The sequence below is a fragment of the Ideonella sp. P3_A4 genome (assembly GCF_056403075.1).
The window spans coordinates 1-18,262 of record NZ_JBFUGE010000026.1; the positions used below are offsets into that span (position 1 = coordinate 1).

Consider the following 18,262-nt stretch of genomic DNA (forward strand, 5'->3'; position numbering starts at 1 on the left):
CCTTGCGACAGCGTGGACGCCGCCTCGGCCTGATCAGCCGGCGCGTGGATCAGCGGCAGCCGCACGGTGAAGGTGCAGCCCCGGTCGTGGCCTTCGCTGTCGGCCACGACGTTGCCGCCATGCATCTCGACCAGCTTGCGCACCAGCGCCAGGCCGATGCCCAGGCCGCCTTGCGAGCGTTCGAGCGAGCGATCGACCTGAGCGAACAGGTCGAACACGCGGGGCAGCATCTCGCGCGGAATGCCGATGCCCGAATCGTTGACGCGGATCACCGCCTGCTCGCCGTCGCGCTCGGCGGACACGTGGATGCGTCCATGCTGGAGCGTGTACTTGGCCGCGTTGTTCATCAGGTTGGCGACGATCTGCGTCARCCGTGTCAGGTCCGCGTCGACGATCAAGGTGCCCGGCGCCGGTAGCCGCACCGTCAGCTCGTGTTGCCCGGCGGCGATCAGTGGGCGGCTGGTCTCGACCGCGGCCTGGATCGCATTCACCAAATCAACGTGTTCGCGTCGCAGTTCGACCTTGCCCTGGCTGATGCGGCTGACGTCGAGCAAATCGTCGACCAGGTGCACCATCTGCTTGAGCTGACGCTCGATGATGCCGTGCGCACTGGCGTGAACGTCGGCGTCGGGCGTGATCTGCATCATCTGCAGCGCATTGCGGATCGGGGCCAGCGGGTTGCGCAACTCGTGCGCCAGCGTGGCCAGGAATTCGTCCTTGCGGCGGTCGGCGTCTTCCAGCGCGGCCTCGGCCCGGACGCGCTCGCTCACGTCGCGCACCACGGCCAGCAGCCCGGTCTGGGCACCGGCGTTGTCGCGCGTCACGGTGACAGTGGACTCGACGTGGATCAGCTCACCCGACTGCTTGACGTGCACATTGCGGCCGCGCCAGGATCCGTTGCAGGCGAGCGAGGTGACGGCGGCTTGCGCATCTTCCGGCGCCAGCCAGCGGTAGTCGTACAAGGCCGACAGCGGCCGGCCCAGCGCCTGCGACACGGGCACGCCATATTGCCGCGCAGCCGCCTCGTTCAGGTAGGTCACGCGCTGCTCGTTGTCGACCGCGATCACTGCATCGTCGATCTGCGCGATCACTTCGCTGCGGAAGCGATTCGACGCCGCCTCGACACCCTCCAGCACGTAGAGCCGGTCGCCCACCACCAGCGCATCGACCTCGCCGCTGCGGATGGCGCGCAGCGTTTCCTCCGCCTCCTCCAGGCGCGCGCGCAGGCTCTCGTTTTCGGCGATCAGGCTCGCGGGGGCCATGGGGTCAGGGGGAGCGATGTCTTTCATCGGCGGTGGAGTGGCTCAGAGTGGCTATTGGGTCGACGTCGGCAACTGCGACGCCAGCCCCAGGCCGGTCAGCAGGCGTTCGGTATCGGACATGTCGCCGATGAAGCGGCGCTCGGGCGGCGGCTGCTCCTTGACCAGCGTGGGCGCCGCAATGATCTGGGCGGTCGAGGCCATCGACGGGTTGAGCGAGATGTCGACCACTTCCAGGTCGTATTCGTCCGACAGGYGCTCTTCGCAGAGCTTGCGCACATTGACGATCGCACGCGACGAAGACGGCGTGGTGCCGACGACATACAGACGGAGCCGATGGTGGGTCATGGAGCCTGCTTCAAAGGCCGCACGTCGAGGCCGACCAGCACCCGCTCTTCATTGGACAGATCGCCAATGATCTTGCGGATCGGCTCAGGCACTTTTCGCACCAGTGTCGGCACGGCGAGGATCTGGTCGCCGGCGGCCAGCCGCGGGTTGACCAGCAGGTCGACCACCTCGATCTGGTAGCGGCCGGCCAGGTGGGTTTCGCAGACGCGCCTGAGGTTGTCGAGCGCGGTCATGGATTTGGCTGTCTGCCCGGCAACGTAGAGCTTCAGCTGCCATTCGGGCACGGTGGCCGTGGGGGCCGTGGTCACCGGCGGGCTGTCGAGAGTGGCGTCGGTACTGCTCATCATTTACCTCTTGTTCCGCCCGGGATACCGGACTGTGCGTTGCGGGCCGCGCGCACGCGGGCCGAGCCCGTCAACACCTGGCTGCCGGAAACGTAGACGTCGATCATGTCGACCCCGTGGTTGCTCATCACGAACTCGCGCACCTGGTTCGAGTGCGCCATGCCGCGTGACTTCAGCACCTGCAGGGTGCGCGTGCGTTCGCTATTGTTCTCGTGGTTGGCCAGCATCAGCCAGGTGTCCATCAGCGAAGACACGCCGACTTCGGAATCGGCCAGGGCCCGGTCCGAATCCGAGGTCAGGCTGGTGAACATCGCCGTCACGCCTTCGTGCTTCAGAAAGTCGATCAGTCGCATCAGCGTGGGCTTGAGCGCGATGTCGTGGTGGCTCTCGATCGACAGGTTGCTGATCGGGTCGACCACGACCACGCGGGGGTTCAGCTCGTGCACCAGCTCGTACATCTGCACCAGGTGCTGCTCCAACCCGTGCAGCGTGGGCCGCGACGCGTGCACATGCAGCAGGCCCTCGCGTTTCCAGTGGGCCAGGTCGAGGCCGATCGAGCGCATGTTGCGAAACAGCTGGCTCGCCGATTCCTCGTAGGCGAAATAGAGCGCCTTTTCGCCGCGGGCGCAGGCGGCTTCGGCAAAGCTGGCGCCGAGCGTGCTCTTGCCGGTGCCCGGCGAGCCGGAGACCAGCACGCTGCTGCCGCGGAACACACCCCGGCCGCCCAGCATGCTGTCGAGTCCGGCCACGCCGGTCGAGACGCGCTCTTCCAGCGCCTCGTGGTCGAGCCGCAGCGAGGTGATGGGCAGCACCGACAGGCCTTTTTCGCCAATCAGGAAGGGGTACTCATTGGTGCCGTGGGCCGAGCCGCGGTACTTGATGACACGCAGCCGCCGGGTCGACACCTGTTCGACGATCCGGTGGTCCAGCATGATCACGCAGTCGGCCACGTACTCTTCGAGCCCGTAGCGCGTCAGCGAGGTTTCTCCGCGCTCGCCGGTGATCACCGCCGTCATGCCGCGGTCTTTCAGCCAGCGGAACAGGCGCCGCAACTCGGCGCGCAGCACCGCATGGTTGGGCAGGCCGGAGAACAGCGCCTCGATGGTGTCCAGCACCACGCGCTTGGCACCGATCGTGTCGATGGCGTGGCCGAGCCGGATGAACAGGCCCTCCAGGTCGTACTCGCCGGTTTCTTCGATCTCTGTGCGTTCGATGTGCACGTGGTCGAGCAACAGCAGCTTGCGGCGTTGCAGCTCCTCCAGGTCGAAGCCGATCGAGCGCATGTTCTCGGTCAGCTCGGCGGCGTTCTCCTCGAACATCATGAAGACACCGGGCTCGCCCTGTTCGACCGCGCCGCGCACCAGGAACTCGGCGGCCARCATCGTCTTGCCGCAACCGGCGCTGCCGCAGACGAGCGTGGGCCGCCCGCGCGRCAGGCCGCCGCCGGTGATTTCGTCCAGGCCCCCGATACCGGTGGCCGCCTTGGGCAGCTCCGCACGGTGGGCGGGTGACTGATCAAGCACGTTCGACATGGGCTGTGGTCCCTCACAGGTGAGTCTTTTGGCTGGCGACGCCTGGGCAATGAGGAGGGCGCCGATTCCTCGGCCGGCGCCCCAACGGCGATGGGATGGCAATCCGTGTGCCTGGGGCGGCCGGCGGCGGTTTGCCCGGCCCGGTTCGGCTTGCCCGGCCCCGGGCCCGGCGCTATTCTGCGAAGCAGGGAGCACGGTGGTGTACAGGCTGGACCGCCACGTCAACGGCGGTGCACGAGGAGCGCATGTGAATCGCCTGGGTGCAGATCGCTTCGGGCGTGTGGGCCTGTGGCCGTCGCGGCTTGATGCCTGGCTGCTTGCAGCGATCGGCGTGTTGCTGGCTGCCGCGCTGCCGCTGGCCGCACAGGCCGAGACGCTGTCGCTCGACTCGGCAAGGCTGATCGTCGAGCAGGCCTCGCGTCCCACGGCGCCCTGGGGCGGGCCGACGACGGGTCCGCCCGCGCAGCCCGGCAAGACGGTGGCGGTGCTGGCCGAAGACTTGCGCAATGGCGGTGTGCTCAGCGTGGCGCAGGGCATCCGCGAAGCGGCGCGCGAGATCGGCTGGGTGGTCCGGGTTTACGACGCCGGTGGCACGCCGGCAGGACGCAAGCGCGCCACCGCCGACGCGCTGGCCGCGCACCCGGACGGCCTGGCCATCTGCGGCTCGGACGCCTACGAGTTGCTGTCGGCACTGAAGGAAGGCGGTGGCCGCTTGCCGCCGGTGGTCGGCTGGCATGCGGCGGCCGATGCGGGGCCGGTCGAGGGCACGCCGGTCGCGACCAACGTGACGACTGACCCGCTCGATGTGGCCCGCACCACGGCGATGGCCGCGGTCGTGCAGTCCGGCGGAAAGGCCGGTGTGGTGGTCTTCACCGATTCGCGCTTTCGGATCGCCACCGCCAAGTCCGAAGCGATGGCTGCCGTCATCCGCCGTTGCGGCGATTGCGCGCTGCTCGAGATTCGCGACGTGGCGATCTCGGAAGCCGCCGCGCGCATGCCGGCGGTGACGCGCGAGCTGGTGGCCCGCCACGGCAGCCGCTGGACGCACGCGCTGGCGATCAACGACATCTACTTCGACTACGCCGCGCCGACACTGATGTCGATGGGGGTGCCCAACGCCGGCATCAGCCTGCTGTCGGCTGGCGATGGCAGCGCGCCGGCTTTCATGCGGATCCGCGCCGGCTCGTACCAGACCGGCACGGTGGCCGAGCCCTTGAACATGCAGGGCTGGCAGGTCGTCGACGAGTTGAACCGGCTGATGCAAGGCCAGCCCATCAGCGGGTTCACCGCCCCGGTCCACCTGATCAACGCCGGCAACATCTCCACCGAAGGCGGCGCGCGCCAGGTGTACGACCCGGCCAACGGCTACCGCGAAGCGTACTTGCGGATCTGGAAGGCCCGGTAAGCCGATGCCGCACCGGCCCGCTTCTGAAGACCTCGTCCAGCACCCCACGACCGGCCGGCTGGACCGGTGGATGCCCCGCTCGCTGCGCGGGCAGTTCGCCGCCGCGCTGGTGGCCATGGGGGCGTTGGTGGTGGCCGGCGGCGCGACGGCGGTCTATGCGCTTCGCTCCACCGGCGAGGCGGCGCGCCAGGTCTCGCAAGAGCGCCTGGCGTTGGTCGAGGCGGCGCAGCAGCTGCAGCAGCACACGCAGCAGATCCAGCTGCTGTCAGACCGCATGGTGGCTGCTGACTCCAGCGAGGCGGTGCACCGCCACTATGAGCAGATCCTGCGTGAGCTCGACGGGCTGGACCAGCTGACGGCGCAGCTCGCCGTCAGCGACGATGCCTCGGTGCTCGACCTGCACATGGCGAGCCAGCTGTTCCGCAACTCGGCCCATGTGATCAGCCATTTGCGCGAGGACGCCTCGATGGGCGGCGCGCCCGAGGTGAGGGCGGTGGCGCTGGCCAGCTACCGCGACGAGATGCAGACCCACGCGCTGGAGATGGCAAGCGCCGCGGACGCGCAGTCCGACCAGCTGACCCGGGCCTACCAGGCTGCCGTGCAGCGGGTGGTCGACGCCTCACGTGTCAGTGCATGGTGGGTGGTAGGGTGGCTGGCCTTCAGCCTGCTGTGCGCTTGGCTCATCGCGCAGCGCCTGCTGGGCCGGCATGTGCTGGCGCGTCTGCAGCAGGTCAGCCTCAGCCTGCGCAGCGCTGACGTCGATGCGAACTCCACGCACGTGGCAGTGCATGGCGACGACGAGATCGGCGAGATGGCGCGTGCGGTCGAACAGTTCCTGCGCGACCGGCACCAGCTGGCGCTGACCCGGGCGCGGCTGGAAGAGGAGCAGCAGCGCCTGGCAGCGATCATCGACAACACCGCCGACAGCATCGTCGTGTTGCAGGGCGGCCGCGTGCGGCAACTGAACCGGGCCGCCGAGCGGATGTTCGGGCTGCGCCAGGTCGAGGCCTCGGGCCTGCTCGGCGAAGAGCTGACGCCGGGCCTCGACTGGCAGGCGCCGACGTTGCCGGGCGTGGCGCTCGATGCCACGGCGTGCAGTGCCGGTGGGCGCCGCATTCCGGTCGAGGTGTCGCTGAACCGGGTGGCCGGTGGCAGCGGTGACCTGATCGTGCTCGTGATCCGCGATGCGACCTTGCGCAAGGAGGCCGAGCAGCACCTGATCGATGCCCGCGACGCCGCGGTCGCGGCACGCGCTGCTCAGGCGAAGTTCCTGGCGACGATGAGCCACGAGCTGCGCACGCCGCTGAATGCCGTGCTGGGTTACGCGCAGATCCTGGAGCTGGACGCGTCGTTGACCGAGCGGCAGACGTTGGCGGCTGAGACGATTCACCGCAGCGGCGACCACCTGCTGGCGCTGATCAACGACCTGCTCGACCTGGCCAAGCACGACGCCGGCAAGCTGGAACTCTGTCTCGGCAACACCGCGCTGCTCGAATGCCTGCGGGTGACCTCGGACATCATCCGCGTCAAGTCGGACCAGGCGGGGCTGCTGTTCCGGATCGAGGTCGAGCCCGATGTGCCACTGACCGTGCTGGCCGACGAAAAGCGCTTGCGCCAGGTGCTGCTCAATCTGCTGAGCAATGCGGTGAAGTTCACCGACCGAGGCGAGGTGGTGCTGGGCGTGCGCTGTGTCGGTGAGCCGATACGCCACCACGCCACCTTGCGCTTCGAGGTGCGCGACACCGGCGTCGGCATGCCACAGGACCAGCTGGAGAAGATCTTCCAGCCCTTCGAGCAGACGGGCGACGCGCGCCGGCGCACGGTGGGCACCGGGCTGGGCCTGGCGATCAGCCGGCAACTGGTGCAGTTGATGGGCGGCGACATCCACGTGGCCAGCGAGCCGGGGCGCGGCACGGTGTTCTCGTTCGAGCTGGAGTTCCGCCTCGTGCCACCGGCGCCTGCGTCGGCCACGGCCGAAGCCGAGATCGTGGGCTACGACGGTCCGCGCAAGCGTGTCTTGGTCGTCGACGACATCGCGGCCAACCGATTGGTGATGCGCGATCTGCTGCAGCCGCTGGGCTTCGAGATCGACGAGGCGGGTGATGGCCGGCGGGCCGTGGAGCGTGCCCGGGCGATCGGCCCCGACCTGATCGTGATGGACATCGCGATGCCGGTCATGGACGGCCGGCAGGCGATGGCCCTGATCCACCGGATCGACGCGCTGCGCACCGTGCCCATCATCGCGGTGTCTGCGTCGGCGGAAGTCGGCGAAGTGTGCTCCGGCCCCGGGCAAGACGCGGTGGCCTTCTTGCCCAAGCCGGTCGACCGCGACCAGCTGCTGCGTGAGATCGCCCGCCAGCTGGGCCTGACCTGGCGCTGGAAGGCCACACCGGCCGAGCATTCGGCTGGACGTTGATGGCGTGCGCGCTGTTGGCCGCTCTGGGCTAGAGGCAGCCGGCCACCATCAGCGGCAGGCACAGCTCGCAGTCTTGCGCTTCGGCGCCGGGGTCGGGCAGCGCCGCGGGGTAGCGCTCGAAGGCGGYGCGGGGCGCCAGCTCGTGGGGCGACTGCGGCAGCCAGTGGTGCAGCAACCAGACCCAGGCGGCACCGCTGCCTTCCGGCGGGCCGGCATAGGCCAGCACCGCGTGCAGGCCACCGGGAACCGTCTTGATCGGCGTGCGGGGTGGCGGCTCGAAATCGGCCGGCAGCGCAACACAGACGTCGTAGCGGCATTTGTCGACCGGCGTCAGGCCGGGGTCGTCCAGCCCCATGCCGTAGCGGGTCAGGGCGCTCAGGCGCTGCCGCTGCATCCAATCGGCCAGCTGTTGCCATTGCGCGGCGCTGGCCTCGCCGTAGACGCCGACTCGCCGGGTGTAGGCCACGCGGATGTCGGGTAGTTGCTCGACACGCACTGCCCAAGTTCGCGGCGACGGCGGCGGCGGCGACGGTGGTGGTGACGGCGGGTGGCCGACGGCCGCGACGGACTCAGGGGCTTCGCCCGGCTGGCGCCACCGCGTGGGCGGCGCGCCGAAGTAGAGCCGGAACGCCCGCGCAAATCCGTCGGCGGTGTCGAAGCCGCAACGCAGCGCGATGTTGGCAATGCCGTCGTCGCCATAACGCAGCAGTGTGGCACCAGCCTCCAAGCGCCGGCGGCGCACATAGGCCATCGGCGCCTCGCCGTACCAGTCCTGAAAAACACGCAGGAAGTGGAAACGCGAGAAATGCGCTTGCGCCGCAAGCGTTTCGAGGCTCAGGTCACTGTCCAGGTGTGCATCGATGTAATCGAGTACCTGGTTGAGTCGGTAGCTGTATTGCTCGCTCGAAATCGCGGGTCGGCCCATCCCGGCATGTTTGCCTACCGCTCGCCGCAGGTCACTCGGTCAAAACCACAGCCACAAACGGCGCAACCATTTCGGCGTGGTGTCAGGCTTGGGCTGGTAGGTCTGGCGCAGGCTGGGTTGCATGGCGTGCTCCTGGGTTTGAGGCGTTTACTGTATATGAATACAGTGCTGGCTGTAAACCCAGTCGATGCCATCAAGAGCCCGGCCTGCGCCGATCACCAGGCTGGCGCGCCGGGCACCTCCACCGTGGCGCCGTTGCCGTTCACGCCAATGCGCGAGGTCGTCTGGCCGCCGTAGACCTCGGTGTCGGCACCCCACGCCACGCCAGTGATCGGCACCGTCACGGCGGCGGCGGTCGGGTTCGTGAGAACGATCGTCGACGAGGCCTGGCCCGGCCGGATGCGCGCCGTGAGCGCCGGGCCGCTCATCGGCGAGACCGCGGCGTTCACGGCCATGCGCTCGGCCATCAGACGGCCGATCTGCTCTTGGCGCCGGCTTTCGGGCGGCAGGTTGTACAGCGCCTCGTACTTGTCGAGCGTCCTGTCGATCAGATCGCCCAGCAGCGAGTGGGTGTCGTCGTAGGCCCGCAGGTTGGGCTGGTGGAACATCAGCGGGCGCATGTCGAAGCTGATCAGGTAGCGCAGCCAGAACTCGGACTCCTTGTCCAGGATCTCGGCGTAGCTCAGGTCGCGGCCCCAGTAGCTGGAGTAGATGAAGTTGTACTCATCCGTCCATTCCGCCGGCGTGCTGACGTTGTAGAACAGGTTGGCCGGGTAGCGCGGGATCATCAGCAGCCCGCGCGGCTCCAGGTCGTTGTAGATGCCCGTGTTCGGCCTCGGGCAGCCCTCGAGCGCGGCGCGCTCTTCGTTGCGGTGGCCGCAATACTTGGAGGTGTCGGACACCAGGTAGCGGATGCCGAAGTCGTACATCGCCCGCAGCGCGTTCGGGTTGTTCAGGCCCGAGATCTCGGGTGTCACCAAGGCGTTGCGCGAATAGGTGCCGAGCCCGAGCACGCCGGTGGCCACGGCGTCGTTCTTCGTCAGCTGCGACAGCATCGCGTTGTACGAGATCCCGTCGAGGTTGGGGTGCGCGTAGGTGTGGCTGAGCCAGTCGAACTGGTCGCTTGTGGCCTGGATCTGCGCCGTGAGGTTGTCGGTCTTGCGCGGGAAGTACGAGCCGTCGTACTCGCTGGTCGAGCCGATGCCGTTGAACGGCATCTCGGTCGCGAGGTGCCCCTTGCGCAGCTTGTTGCGGCGCGCTTGCCAGGCCGTGTAGCGGTTGTAGTCCCTGGCGGTGACGCGGTAGGTCTTGCCGGTTTCGTCGCTGTCGGCGGCGGCGTCCCAGATGGAATCGGCGATCAACAGGTCGTCGGGCTGGGCGCTCATGTAGACGCGCCGCTGGCCGACGTACACACCCTTTGTCACCCAGTGGACGACGCCATAGCCCAGTTGCAGCGTGTGCGTGAGGTAGGGGTTGCCGTCGGCCATGATGGACAGCGTCTGGCGGCCGTCGGCGGTGTTGTGGGTCGCGACCAGCGCGTTGTTGTTGGCGTCCACCACCAGCGCGGTGGCGCCGGCGACCTTGGCCTGGTAGACCCACGTGTCACGCCACACGATCGGGGCCTGCGGCCGCAGGTAGGGAAAGATCTTCCGGCCTGCCGCCGTCAGCGTGCTGGCGAGCCCCTCGGGGCCGGTGGCCGAACCCCACAGCGGCGAAGGCACGCCCAGGCCGTAGGTCTCGGGTGAGCTGCTGCCCGGATAGGTGTACATCGAGGCCTGGCGCACGCGGTACTTGGCTTCGTACCGCCACAGCCGGGCCCATTCTTCGGCGCTCAGCGCGCTGCCCCAGGTGCCGGGGCTCTGCTCGTACTCCAGGTTGCCGCTGGTCAGCATCACCCCTTGGTAGCGGCCCAGCCCGGTGCCTTGCCCGCTGCACAACACGCCGAGGTCCAGCCGCTCGGTCTTGGCCAGCCTCACGTCGTAGGGCACGCCCACGGAGTCGAGCATGTTGCGAATCGCCGGCAGCACGTTTTCGCTGCCGTCCGCCGCCAGCACCAGCACGCGCATCTCGATCGATTCGACCGGGGCGGCGTCGTCCAGGCAGTCGGTGGCCTGGGCGCCGGCGGCACCGAGTGCGCCGGCCACCAGCGCCAGCCAGCGCGAGGCGGCAAGCCTTGTTGGGTGGCGCGACACGAACGGTGAGCGGTTGAAACGTTGCACGAAAAGCTCCAGCAAAAGGTCAGGGGCCATGAAATGAGTGATCGAAATATAGAAGTGCCTTTGTTTGATGTCGATATGGCGATAAATCCTTCGATCAAATAAATACGAAGGTTTCGATTTCAAAGGATTCGACGGTCGCGCACGCAGTTCTGGTCAATTCCGGCTGGCATTTGCCGCAATGCCGGCAGGGTGCGGCGCCGGGCGCGACGCCTAAGCTGCAGGCGGTCCCGAATTTGACAGCGTTGTCATGACGCGACCACAACATCACCTAGAGGAGACATTGAGATGACGAAACATGCTGGGTTCAAGCTCGCCGCGCTGGCGCTGCTTGTCGGCCAGGGGTCGGCCTTCGCCACGCAAACCTGCGAGCAATTTGGTTCGGTGTCCGCGGTGAACGGCACCTTCCTGGTTCAGAACAACTTCTACAACCCGGCGCCGGGCGGCACGCAGTGCATCGATGTCGACGTCGGCACCGGTGTGTTCACCGTCACCGGCAACAACTCGGTGCCCACCAACGCGGCGCCGGGCGGCTACCCGTCGATCTACAAGGGTTGCCATTGGGGCGGTTGCACCAAGGACAGCGGCATGCCGCAGAAGATGAGTGACCTGTCCTCGGTGCAAAGCAAGTTCAACGTCACGCCGGCCGGCCCCGGCCAGTGGAACATCTCGTACGACGTCTGGTTCGCCCAGACCCCGACGATTGATGGCCAGCCGGACGGTACCGAGGTGATGGTCTGGATCAACCACTCGGGTGTGGTCTCGCCGGCCGGCCAGCGTGCGGGCGACGTCACGATCAACGGCATGGACTGGGAGGTCTGGACGGCGCCCAAGGGCACGGCCGGCTTCAACGACAAGTGGCACATCGTTTCGTACGTGGCCAAGAGCCCGCGCAACGCGGTCGATTTCGACCTGCTGCCGTTCTTCAAGGACTCGCACAACCGCGGCCTGCTGGAAGACCCGTGGTACCTGATCGACGTGGAGGCAGGTACCGAGGCCTGGCAAAACGGCTACCCGGTCAAGGTCAACCAGTTCGACGTAACGGTCAAGACGGGTGGCACGCCGCCGGACAAGATCGACCCGAAGAAGTGGTACGAGGTCGTGAACTCGAACAGCGGCAAGTGCGTCGACGATGYCGAATTCGGCAACAAGAACGGCGCCAAGGTCCAGCAATGGGACTGCAACGGCACTGCGCCGGCGAAGAACCAGCTCTGGAAGTTCAAGCCGACCGGTGGTGGCTACTACAAGGTCCTCGTCCAGCAGCTCAAGACGCTGGCCTGGAGCACGACCAACCAGGGCACCGCCAACGGCACGCCGATCCAGCTTTGGACCTACGGCGGCACCGGCCACCAGCAATGGAAGGCCGAGAGCCTGGGCGGCGGCGCCTGGAAGTTCGTCGGCAAGGGCAGCGGCAAGTGCCTGGACGTGCCGGCCGCCTCAAAGGACAACGGTGTGCAGCTGCAGATTTACGACTGCAACGGCACGGCCGCGCAGTCGTTCAAGCTGATCGAGCACTGATGTGAACGACGACACGCCGCTTGGCGTGTCATGGCTTTCGCACCGATGTTGTCTGCGCCTCGAGGCGACGCGAATTTCCGGGCGATCGTTGGGGCAGGAGGCCGAAAGGGCCGAGGAGAGAGGCTGGCAGGGGCGGTTGCGGCAAGACCAGCGACCGCCCCCTTCCGGCGCCGTGAAGCGCTCGACAGCAGGCGCGAACACAACCCACCTAGAGGAGATACCGAGATGATGAACACAGCCAAGCTCAAGCTCGCCTTAATGGCGATGCTGATGGGCCACGGTGCCACCTTCGCGCAGACGACCTGCGACCAATTCGGCTCATTGCCGGCGTTGAGCGGCACCTACATCGTTCAGAACAACTTCTACAACCCGGGCCCGGGTGGCTCGCAATGCATCAACGTGGACGCCGGCAGCGGCGCGTTCACGGTGACCGGCAACAACTCGGTGCCGACCAACGGCGCACCGGGCGGCTACCCGTCGATCTACAAAGGCTGCCACTGGGGTGGCTGCAGCAAGAACAGCGGCCTGCCGCTGGTGCTGAACACCGTCAACAGCGCGCCGACGCGCTGGAGCGTGACGCCGCCGGGGCCGGGGCAGTGGAACATCTCGTACGACATCTGGTTTGCACAGTCACCGAACCCGCCGGGCCAGCCCGATGGCACCGAGATCATGATCTGGATCAACCACTCCGGCACCGTCAGGCCGGCCGGCCAGATGACCGGCAACGTCACCATCAACGGCATCAACTGGGACGTCTGGACCGCGCCGAAAGGCAGTGCCGGCTTCAACGACAAGTGGCACATCGTGTCCTACGTGGCGACCGGCACGCGCAACGATGTCGACTTCGACCTCAAGCCCTTCTTCAACGACTCGAGAAACCGCGGCCTGCTGTCCGACTCGTGGTACCTGATCGACGTCGAGGCTGGCTTCGAAGCCTGGCAGAACGGCTATGGCGGCCGCAGCAACCACTTCGAAGTCGATTTCAACAAGGGCACGCCACCGCCGGACATCGACCCGACCCGTTGGTACAACGTGGTCAACGTCAACAGCGGCAGCTGTGTCGACGATGCCGGCTTCAGCAGCCAGAACGGCGCGACGGTGCAGCAGTGGGCCTGCAACAACGGCGGCCAGGCGAACCAGCGCTGGCAGTTCAGGCCGACCGGCGACGGCTACTACGAAGTGCATGTGCAGCAAGCGCAGGCGCTGGCCTGGGATGTCGCCGATTGGGGCACCGGCAACGGCTCACGCGTCCAGCTTTGGACCTACGGCGGCGGCCAGAACCAGCAATGGAAGGCCGTCAGCGTCGGCGGCGGCGCCTACAAGTTCGTCGGCCGCGCCAGCGGCAAATGCCTGGACGTGCCGGGCGCGTCGAAGAGCAACGGCGTGCAGCTGCAGATCTACGACTGCAACGGCACCGCAGCGCAGTCGTTCAAGCTGATTGAGCGCTGAGAAAGGCTGACCCACAAGGTGACAAGAGGGCGGCACAAAGCCGCCGCGCCGGTGGGCGGCCTCGCCCGCCGGCCCAGAACGCTTGCTCCGCCGGTGCGGCCAGAAGCCACAGCCGGCTTTGACACGCCGGGCTACTCGCGTGGCGTGTCGTTGTCTTCACGTGGGATGTCGTCTTCGCTCCCCACGGGCCCGAGTTCGTCGCTGGATGGTGGGGTGTATGACTTGCGCGGCGTGTAGGTCTCGGATGGGCGTTGGGCTCCATTGACGGGCGGCGACGCAACCCGCAACGCGTGGTGAGCTGGGTCAGCATCAGTGGTGCCGGCGTCGTCTTGCGGGATGTCGTCCTCGCTCTCCACCGGACCGGGCTCTTCATTCGCGCCCGGTGGTTCAACGGCGCGGGGAAGGCCTTGCTGGCCTGGTGCGCCAGGGTTCGGCGCGGTGGGCTCGGGGGCGCGGTTGGTGGATGCGGTGTTCATGGCTCGCTTTCGGCTGTGAGCGTGGTCTGCGGCAAGTGCCGTACCTAGGGACTGACAGGCGCTGGCACTACCATGCCGGCCATGACGACCGATACCACCCACCCCCAAGAGCCCACCGAGGGCGAGCTGCCCGAAACCATCAACGAGCCCCGCCTGTGGCGTGACAACGGCTGGACGGCCAAGGTCCTCAAGAACGAGGACGATGACGGCTGGGCGGTGGCGATGATCAAGGACGGCGAGGCCGAGCCGGCGCTGGTCGGGCCGTGGACCATGGGGCGCGACAAGAAGAACCCCAAGCCGCTGGACACGGCGGCCTTCAACACGTTGGTGAAGACGGCGTCGGAAGTGATCCGCCGGCACGAGCAGCAGCTGCACGCGATGCTGCACAAGAACGTCAGCGTCGACGTCGGCGATGAGCGCATCACCGTGACGCTGGACATCGTGCCCCACGAGTTCGAGCCCTATGCCGTGCTGGCCGCGCAGGATGCGATGGGTGAATCCCTCGCGCAGGTCCGCGTCTCGGCGGGCTTCAAGCTCAACGCCACCAGCGCCGCCGCCTGGGTCGAGAGCGACTACCGCCGGCCGGGCTGAGCACCACGATCGATGGGCGGGCCGAGCGGCATCTGCATGCGCCGCGCCGCCACGTGGCCGCTGTAGTAGCCGGGGACGAGCTGGGTTTCGATGAAACCCAGGCGCCGGTAGAAAGCCTGGGCGGCGGGGTTGTCGGCGCGCAGTTCGAGCGCGATCGTGATGATGCCGGCCACGCGGGCTGAATCGAGCAGCCAGTCGGTCAGGCTGCGCCCGATGCCGCGCCGCTGCTGCGCGGGCTGCACGCACAACAGCAGCAGGTGTGCCTTCTCGTCGCCAAAGTGCATCGCAGCAAACCCGTGCAGCCGAGGGCCGTCGCAGGCAACCACGGCCGTGGTTTCGGTGTCGCGGATCAGCGTGGCCATGCGCTCGGGGGTGTAGCGCCAGCCGAGCCCGGCCTCGATCAGATCGCGCGACATTTCGGCCATGGCCCGCGCTTCGGCCAGGCGGGCAGGGCGCAAGACGACGGCACAGGGTTCGTTCACGGGCGGGGCCGTTTCGATCGTCGGTGAGCTGAGCGGGTGAGGGATCTTGTCGCGGGTAACGACATGGTCCGCCGGAACGACGCATTTGTCGATCCGGATGCGTCCCCAAAATGCGCGCCAGCTCGTTCAGCCCTCGTACGCCAGCGACGCCGCCACCGGCGCCCGCGCCGCGCGCCAGGCGGGCCAGGCGCAGGCGAGCAGCGACACCGGCAGCATCACCAGCAGCCAGCGCAGTGCCGCCCCGGCGTCGGGCCACCAGGGTGTGGGCAGCGGGAACATCACGCGGCCGAATGCTTCGGCCAGCAACACGCTCATCGGCACAGACAGCGGCAAAGCCACCAGCCACGCCAGGCCGGTGATGACCAGGCCCTCGGTCTGCACCATCAGCATCGTCGCGCTGTCGCGCGCGCCAATGGCGCGCATCACGCCCAGCTCGCGCCGGCGCTCCAGCACCGCCAACCCCATGGTCGAGGCCAGGCTGATCGCCCCGACGGCGATCATCAGCCACGACATCGAGCCTAGAAAGTTGACCACCATCAGCAGGTGGTCCTCGTAAGACCGGCGGCCCTCAGCGACGAGCTGGCTGCTGGCGACCGGCATGCCGGCATCGGCCAGTGCGCTGCGCAGACGCGCGATGGCGTCGAGCTGCGTGGCGTCGCTGTGACTGCCTTCGAGCGTCACCACCACCGTGCTGGCCAGGCTATCGCCTGCCAGCGCTTCGAGCCGGGCACGGCGCACATAAGCCACCGGCTGCGGGCCGGCGTCGACCACGCCGACGATGGTCCACGGCCGGGCCTGGCCGTCGATGCGCAGCGGGACCCGGGCGCCGAGCAGCAACTGTGGCTGCTGGCGCAGCAGGGCGCGGCTGAGCACCACCGCGTCGGTGTCGTCGCCGGCCGCGAGCCAGCGGCCCTCGACCAGGCGAGGGCGCAGCGCTGCCGAGTCTTCAGGCACGCCGATCAGCGAGAGGTCGTCGCCGTTGTCGGCGAGCGTGACACGGCGGCCGCGCCAGGCCTCGGCATGGGCCACGCCCTCGGCCGCGCGGGTCGCGGCTTCCAGCGCGGCGGCCGGTTGCGCGTCGATCAGGCGCAGCGACAGGTCGAAGCGTTGGCCTTCGAACAGCAGGCCGACTGAGTCTTGCACCGCGCCGCGCAGGTTGGCCGCGCCCAGGAAAACGGAGCCGCCCGCGGCCAGCGCCAGCAAGGTCAACAGCATGCGCTGGCGGCGGCGAAAGGCGTTGCCCAGCGCCAGCAGCAAGGGCCGCGACAGGCCGCCGAATGCGACCCGGCGCGTGCTGGCCAACGCGCGGCCCGGCGCGACGATGCCGATGTCACGCAGGGCCTCGCCCACGGGCACGCGGCAGGCTCGCCACACCGGCAACGCCGCCGCGCCCACCGGCAATGCCAGCCCGACGACCAGCTGCAACGCCAACGCCCACCAGGGCAGCGCCTGGTCGTCGAGCGGGAAGTTCAGCATCTCGGCCCGGAACGTGGCGTAGCGTCGGCCGACGAACAGCGCGGCCGGCAAGGCGGGCAGGGCAGCCAGCAGCCCGAGCAGCCCACTTTGCGCCAGGTACAGCCGGGCGATCGGCCACGGCCCGGCGCCCAGCGTCTTCATCACGCCGATCTCGCGTGCCTGGCCGGCCAGCGTGGACTGGATCAGGTTGACGACCAGGAACGMGCAGACCAGCAGCGCCAGCAGGGCGAACGCGCCCTGGGTCAGCAGCACCGAGTTCATCTGCGCAGCGTGCACGTGTTCACCTGGCACCGGCACCTCGACGCTGGTGACGCGCAGCCCGCGCTGCTCCAGCACCGCGGCAGCTTCGGCGGCGATGCGTCGCACCGCGGCGCGATCGGTTTGCGGGTCGCGCACGCGGATCTGCAGCTCGTTGAAGCCGGCCGGCGCACCCAGGCGCTGCAAGGTGGCGGGTGTCGCGAAGCCGTAGACCAGGTGCTCCATCCAGCCCGGTGCCTGGCTCACGTCTCGCACGACGCCGCTGAGGGCCAACGCCTGGGCGTTGCCGCTGCGCGGCCGCAGCGTGGCCGCTTCGCCCACCACTGCGCCAGAGAATTCGAGCGACGAGCGTTCGATCACCCACTCGCCGTCGCGCGGTGGCCAGGGCCCTTCGGGGCGCAGCAGGCCGATGCCGGGCGCGCTGAAGTCGTCAAAGGCGATCAGCTCGGCGGTTTGCCACGCGCCCTCGGCCTGTACGCTCAACGTCAGCACGCGGCGCAGGCGAGTGGCGCCGACTGTGGGCAGCGCGCGAACCTCGGCCACGGCGGCGGCGTCGATCGCCCCGTCGACCGTGAGCGTGGCCGAGACCGGCAGGCTGGCGATGAAGCCCTGCTCGGTGGTGCGGCCGACCAGGGCCCAGGCGTTCAGCACCGTGCCGGCGCCTGTCAACGCCAGAGCCATGGCCACAGCCACCAGCAGCGAGCGTGCTTTGTGTTGGCCCAGGTCGCGCAGGGCCTTGCGCCAGCGGGTATCAAGCATGGGCCAGTGCCTCGGTCGGTGCCGATGCGAAGGCCTTGTCGTCCGACACAACTCGGCCATCAAGCAGCGTGATGCGGCGGGTGGCCTGATGCAGCGCAGCCCGTTCATGGGTGACCATCACGACAGTCAGGCCTTCGTCGCGCACCAGCTCGGCGAAGATGTCGAGCAGCGCCGCGGCGTTACGCGAGTCGAGGTTGCCGGTCGGCTCGTCGGCCAGCAGCACTGCAGGCGAATTGGCCAGCGCACGGGCCACGGCCACACGCTGCTGTTGGCCACCGGAAAGCGCGGCGGGGAACTTGTCGGCCTGGTCCGCCACGCCCAGCCGGGCGAGCAGCTGCAGTGCGCGGTCGCGGCGCTCGGCCGCCGGCCACTGCTGGCAAAAGTCCATCGGCAGCATCACGTTCTCGGCCGCCGTCAGGCTCGGCAGCAGCTGGAAGAACTGGAACACGATGCCGACCCCGCGGCCGCGCCAGGCGGACAGTTGCGCCTCGCTCAGGCGATGCAGCGCCTGGCCACCCACCCAGACCTCCCCGGCGCTCGGCCGGTCGATGCCGGCCAGCAGGTGCAGCAGCGTCGACTTGCCGCTGCCGGATGCACCGACCACGGCGACGAATTCGCCTTTGGCGATTTCGAGTGTCAGCGGGTGCAGCGCGGTGAACGGTTCGCCCAGACTGGGGTAGGTCTTGCTGGCCAGGTGCAGGCGAATCGCGGTGGCGTTGTTGTCGTTCAAGCTTGTCTCCATCGAGGGGTGAGAAGACTGTAGGTCGCGAGCCTTCGGCGATACACGCCACTCACCGGCCCCGTTCGC

The 18,262-nt window shown here is 68.2% G+C and carries 15 protein-coding genes; 5 read left to right on the forward strand and 10 right to left on the reverse strand.

All coding sequences use genetic code 11. The features are described from left to right. The 4 genes from AC1DYI_RS05275 to kaiC all read right to left on the reverse strand — a co-directional run. A partial coding sequence (locus tag AC1DYI_RS05275) for a sensor histidine kinase (RefSeq protein WP_477203027.1) occupies window positions 1-1,262 on the reverse strand: 1,262 nt, incomplete at its 3' end. A 51-nt stretch (window positions 1,263-1,313) separates the two neighbouring features. Then, a complete protein-coding gene (locus tag AC1DYI_RS05280; RefSeq protein WP_477203028.1) occupies window positions 1,314-1,607 on the reverse strand; it encodes a circadian clock KaiB family protein in 294 nt (97 codons plus the stop codon). After that, on the reverse strand, window positions 1,604-1,951 hold the full coding sequence (locus AC1DYI_RS05285; protein WP_477203029.1) for a circadian clock KaiB family protein: 348 nt from the start codon (window positions 1,949-1,951) through the stop codon (window positions 1,604-1,606). The genes AC1DYI_RS05280 and AC1DYI_RS05285 overlap by 4 nt, the downstream gene beginning before the upstream one ends. Then, the gene (gene kaiC / locus AC1DYI_RS05290) at window positions 1,951-3,483 is read right to left on the reverse strand and encodes a circadian clock protein KaiC (protein WP_477203030.1); all 1,533 of its coding nucleotides are present in this window, start codon (window positions 3,481-3,483) and stop codon (window positions 1,951-1,953) included. The genes AC1DYI_RS05285 and kaiC overlap by 1 nt, the downstream gene beginning before the upstream one ends. Window positions 3,484-3,730: 247 nt before the next feature. Here kaiC and AC1DYI_RS05295 point away from each other — a divergent pair, with 247 nt between their 5' ends. Both AC1DYI_RS05295 and AC1DYI_RS05300 read left to right on the forward strand, forming a co-directional pair. Continuing rightward, complete coding sequence (locus AC1DYI_RS05295; protein WP_477203031.1) at window positions 3,731-4,888, forward strand: substrate-binding domain-containing protein; 1,158 nt, start codon at window positions 3,731-3,733, stop codon at window positions 4,886-4,888. Between the two features lie 70 nt (window positions 4,889-4,958). Continuing rightward, complete coding sequence (locus AC1DYI_RS05300) at window positions 4,959-7,304, forward strand: ATP-binding protein (protein ID WP_477203032.1); 2,346 nt, start codon at window positions 4,959-4,961, stop codon at window positions 7,302-7,304. 28 nt (window positions 7,305-7,332) lie between these two features. Here the strand turns inward: AC1DYI_RS05300 and AC1DYI_RS05305 are convergent, their stop codons facing one another. Both AC1DYI_RS05305 and AC1DYI_RS05310 read right to left on the reverse strand, forming a co-directional pair. Next, the gene (locus AC1DYI_RS05305; RefSeq protein ID WP_477203033.1) at window positions 7,333-8,229 is read right to left on the reverse strand and encodes an AraC family transcriptional regulator; all 897 of its coding nucleotides are present in this window, start codon (window positions 8,227-8,229) and stop codon (window positions 7,333-7,335) included. Window positions 8,230-8,444: 215 nt separating this feature from the next. After that, a complete protein-coding gene (locus tag AC1DYI_RS05310; RefSeq protein WP_477203034.1) occupies window positions 8,445-10,478 on the reverse strand; it encodes an Agd3-related carbohydrate deacetylase in 2,034 nt (677 codons plus the stop codon). A 255-nt stretch (window positions 10,479-10,733) separates the two neighbouring features. Between AC1DYI_RS05310 and AC1DYI_RS05315 the strand changes: the two genes are divergently transcribed. Together AC1DYI_RS05315 and AC1DYI_RS05320 are read left to right on the forward strand one after the other, a co-directional pair. Continuing rightward, entirely contained in the window at window positions 10,734-11,963 is a 1,230-nt protein-coding gene (locus AC1DYI_RS05315; protein WP_477203035.1) for a GH12 family glycosyl hydrolase domain-containing protein, read from the forward strand. Window positions 11,964-12,188: 225 nt separating this feature from the next. Next, the gene (locus AC1DYI_RS05320; protein WP_477203036.1) at window positions 12,189-13,412 is read left to right on the forward strand and encodes an RICIN domain-containing protein; all 1,224 of its coding nucleotides are present in this window, start codon (window positions 12,189-12,191) and stop codon (window positions 13,410-13,412) included. Window positions 13,413-13,543: 131 nt separating this feature from the next. Here the strand turns inward: AC1DYI_RS05320 and AC1DYI_RS05325 are convergent, their stop codons facing one another. Then, the gene (locus AC1DYI_RS05325; RefSeq protein ID WP_477203037.1) at window positions 13,544-13,888 is read right to left on the reverse strand and encodes a hypothetical protein; all 345 of its coding nucleotides are present in this window, start codon (window positions 13,886-13,888) and stop codon (window positions 13,544-13,546) included. 81 nt (window positions 13,889-13,969) lie between these two features. Between AC1DYI_RS05325 and AC1DYI_RS05330 the strand changes: the two genes are divergently transcribed. Next, window positions 13,970-14,479, forward strand: coding sequence for a hypothetical protein (locus AC1DYI_RS05330; protein ID WP_477203038.1), 510 nt, complete (start codon window positions 13,970-13,972; stop codon window positions 14,477-14,479). On the opposite strand, the gene AC1DYI_RS05335 is transcribed toward AC1DYI_RS05330, so the two are convergent. The 3 genes from AC1DYI_RS05335 to AC1DYI_RS05345 all read right to left on the reverse strand — a co-directional run bounded on the left by AC1DYI_RS05335 (window position 14,461) and on the right by AC1DYI_RS05345 (window position 18,184). After that, the gene (locus AC1DYI_RS05335; RefSeq protein WP_477203039.1) at window positions 14,461-14,961 is read right to left on the reverse strand and encodes a GNAT family N-acetyltransferase; all 501 of its coding nucleotides are present in this window, start codon (window positions 14,959-14,961) and stop codon (window positions 14,461-14,463) included. The genes AC1DYI_RS05330 and AC1DYI_RS05335 overlap by 19 nt on opposite strands. Before the next feature lie 126 nt (window positions 14,962-15,087). Continuing rightward, window positions 15,088-17,454 carry an ABC transporter permease gene (locus AC1DYI_RS05340; protein ID WP_477203040.1) on the reverse strand — a complete coding sequence of 789 codons (2,367 nt, stop codon included), beginning with the start codon at window positions 17,452-17,454 and terminating at the stop codon, window positions 15,088-15,090. Continuing rightward, complete coding sequence (locus AC1DYI_RS05345) at window positions 17,447-18,184, reverse strand: ABC transporter ATP-binding protein (protein WP_477203041.1); 738 nt, start codon at window positions 18,182-18,184, stop codon at window positions 17,447-17,449. Before AC1DYI_RS05345 ends, AC1DYI_RS05340 begins: the two co-directional genes overlap by 8 nt. Window positions 18,185-18,262 lie beyond the last annotated feature (78 nt).

Excerpts from the sequence above, each read along its gene's own strand:
- AC1DYI_RS05300 (WP_477203032.1), top strand. The coding sequence starts at position 4,959 with ATGCCCCGCTCGCTGCGCGGGCAGTTCGCCGCCGCGCTGGTGGCCATG.
- AC1DYI_RS05330 (WP_477203038.1), top strand. The coding sequence starts at position 13,970 with ATGACGACCGATACCACCCACCCCCAAGAGCCCACCGAGGGCGAGCTG.
- AC1DYI_RS05285 (WP_477203029.1), bottom strand. The coding sequence starts at position 1,951 with ATGAGCAGTACCGACGCCACTCTCGACAGCCCGCCGGTGACCACGGCC.
- AC1DYI_RS05310 (WP_477203034.1), bottom strand. The coding sequence starts at position 10,478 with ATGGCCCCTGACCTTTTGCTGGAGCTTTTCGTGCAACGTTTCAACCGC.
- AC1DYI_RS05325 (WP_477203037.1), bottom strand. The coding sequence starts at position 13,888 with ATGAACACCGCATCCACCAACCGCGCCCCCGAGCCCACCGCGCCGAAC.
- AC1DYI_RS05320 (WP_477203036.1), top strand. The coding sequence starts at position 12,189 with ATGATGAACACAGCCAAGCTCAAGCTCGCCTTAATGGCGATGCTGATG.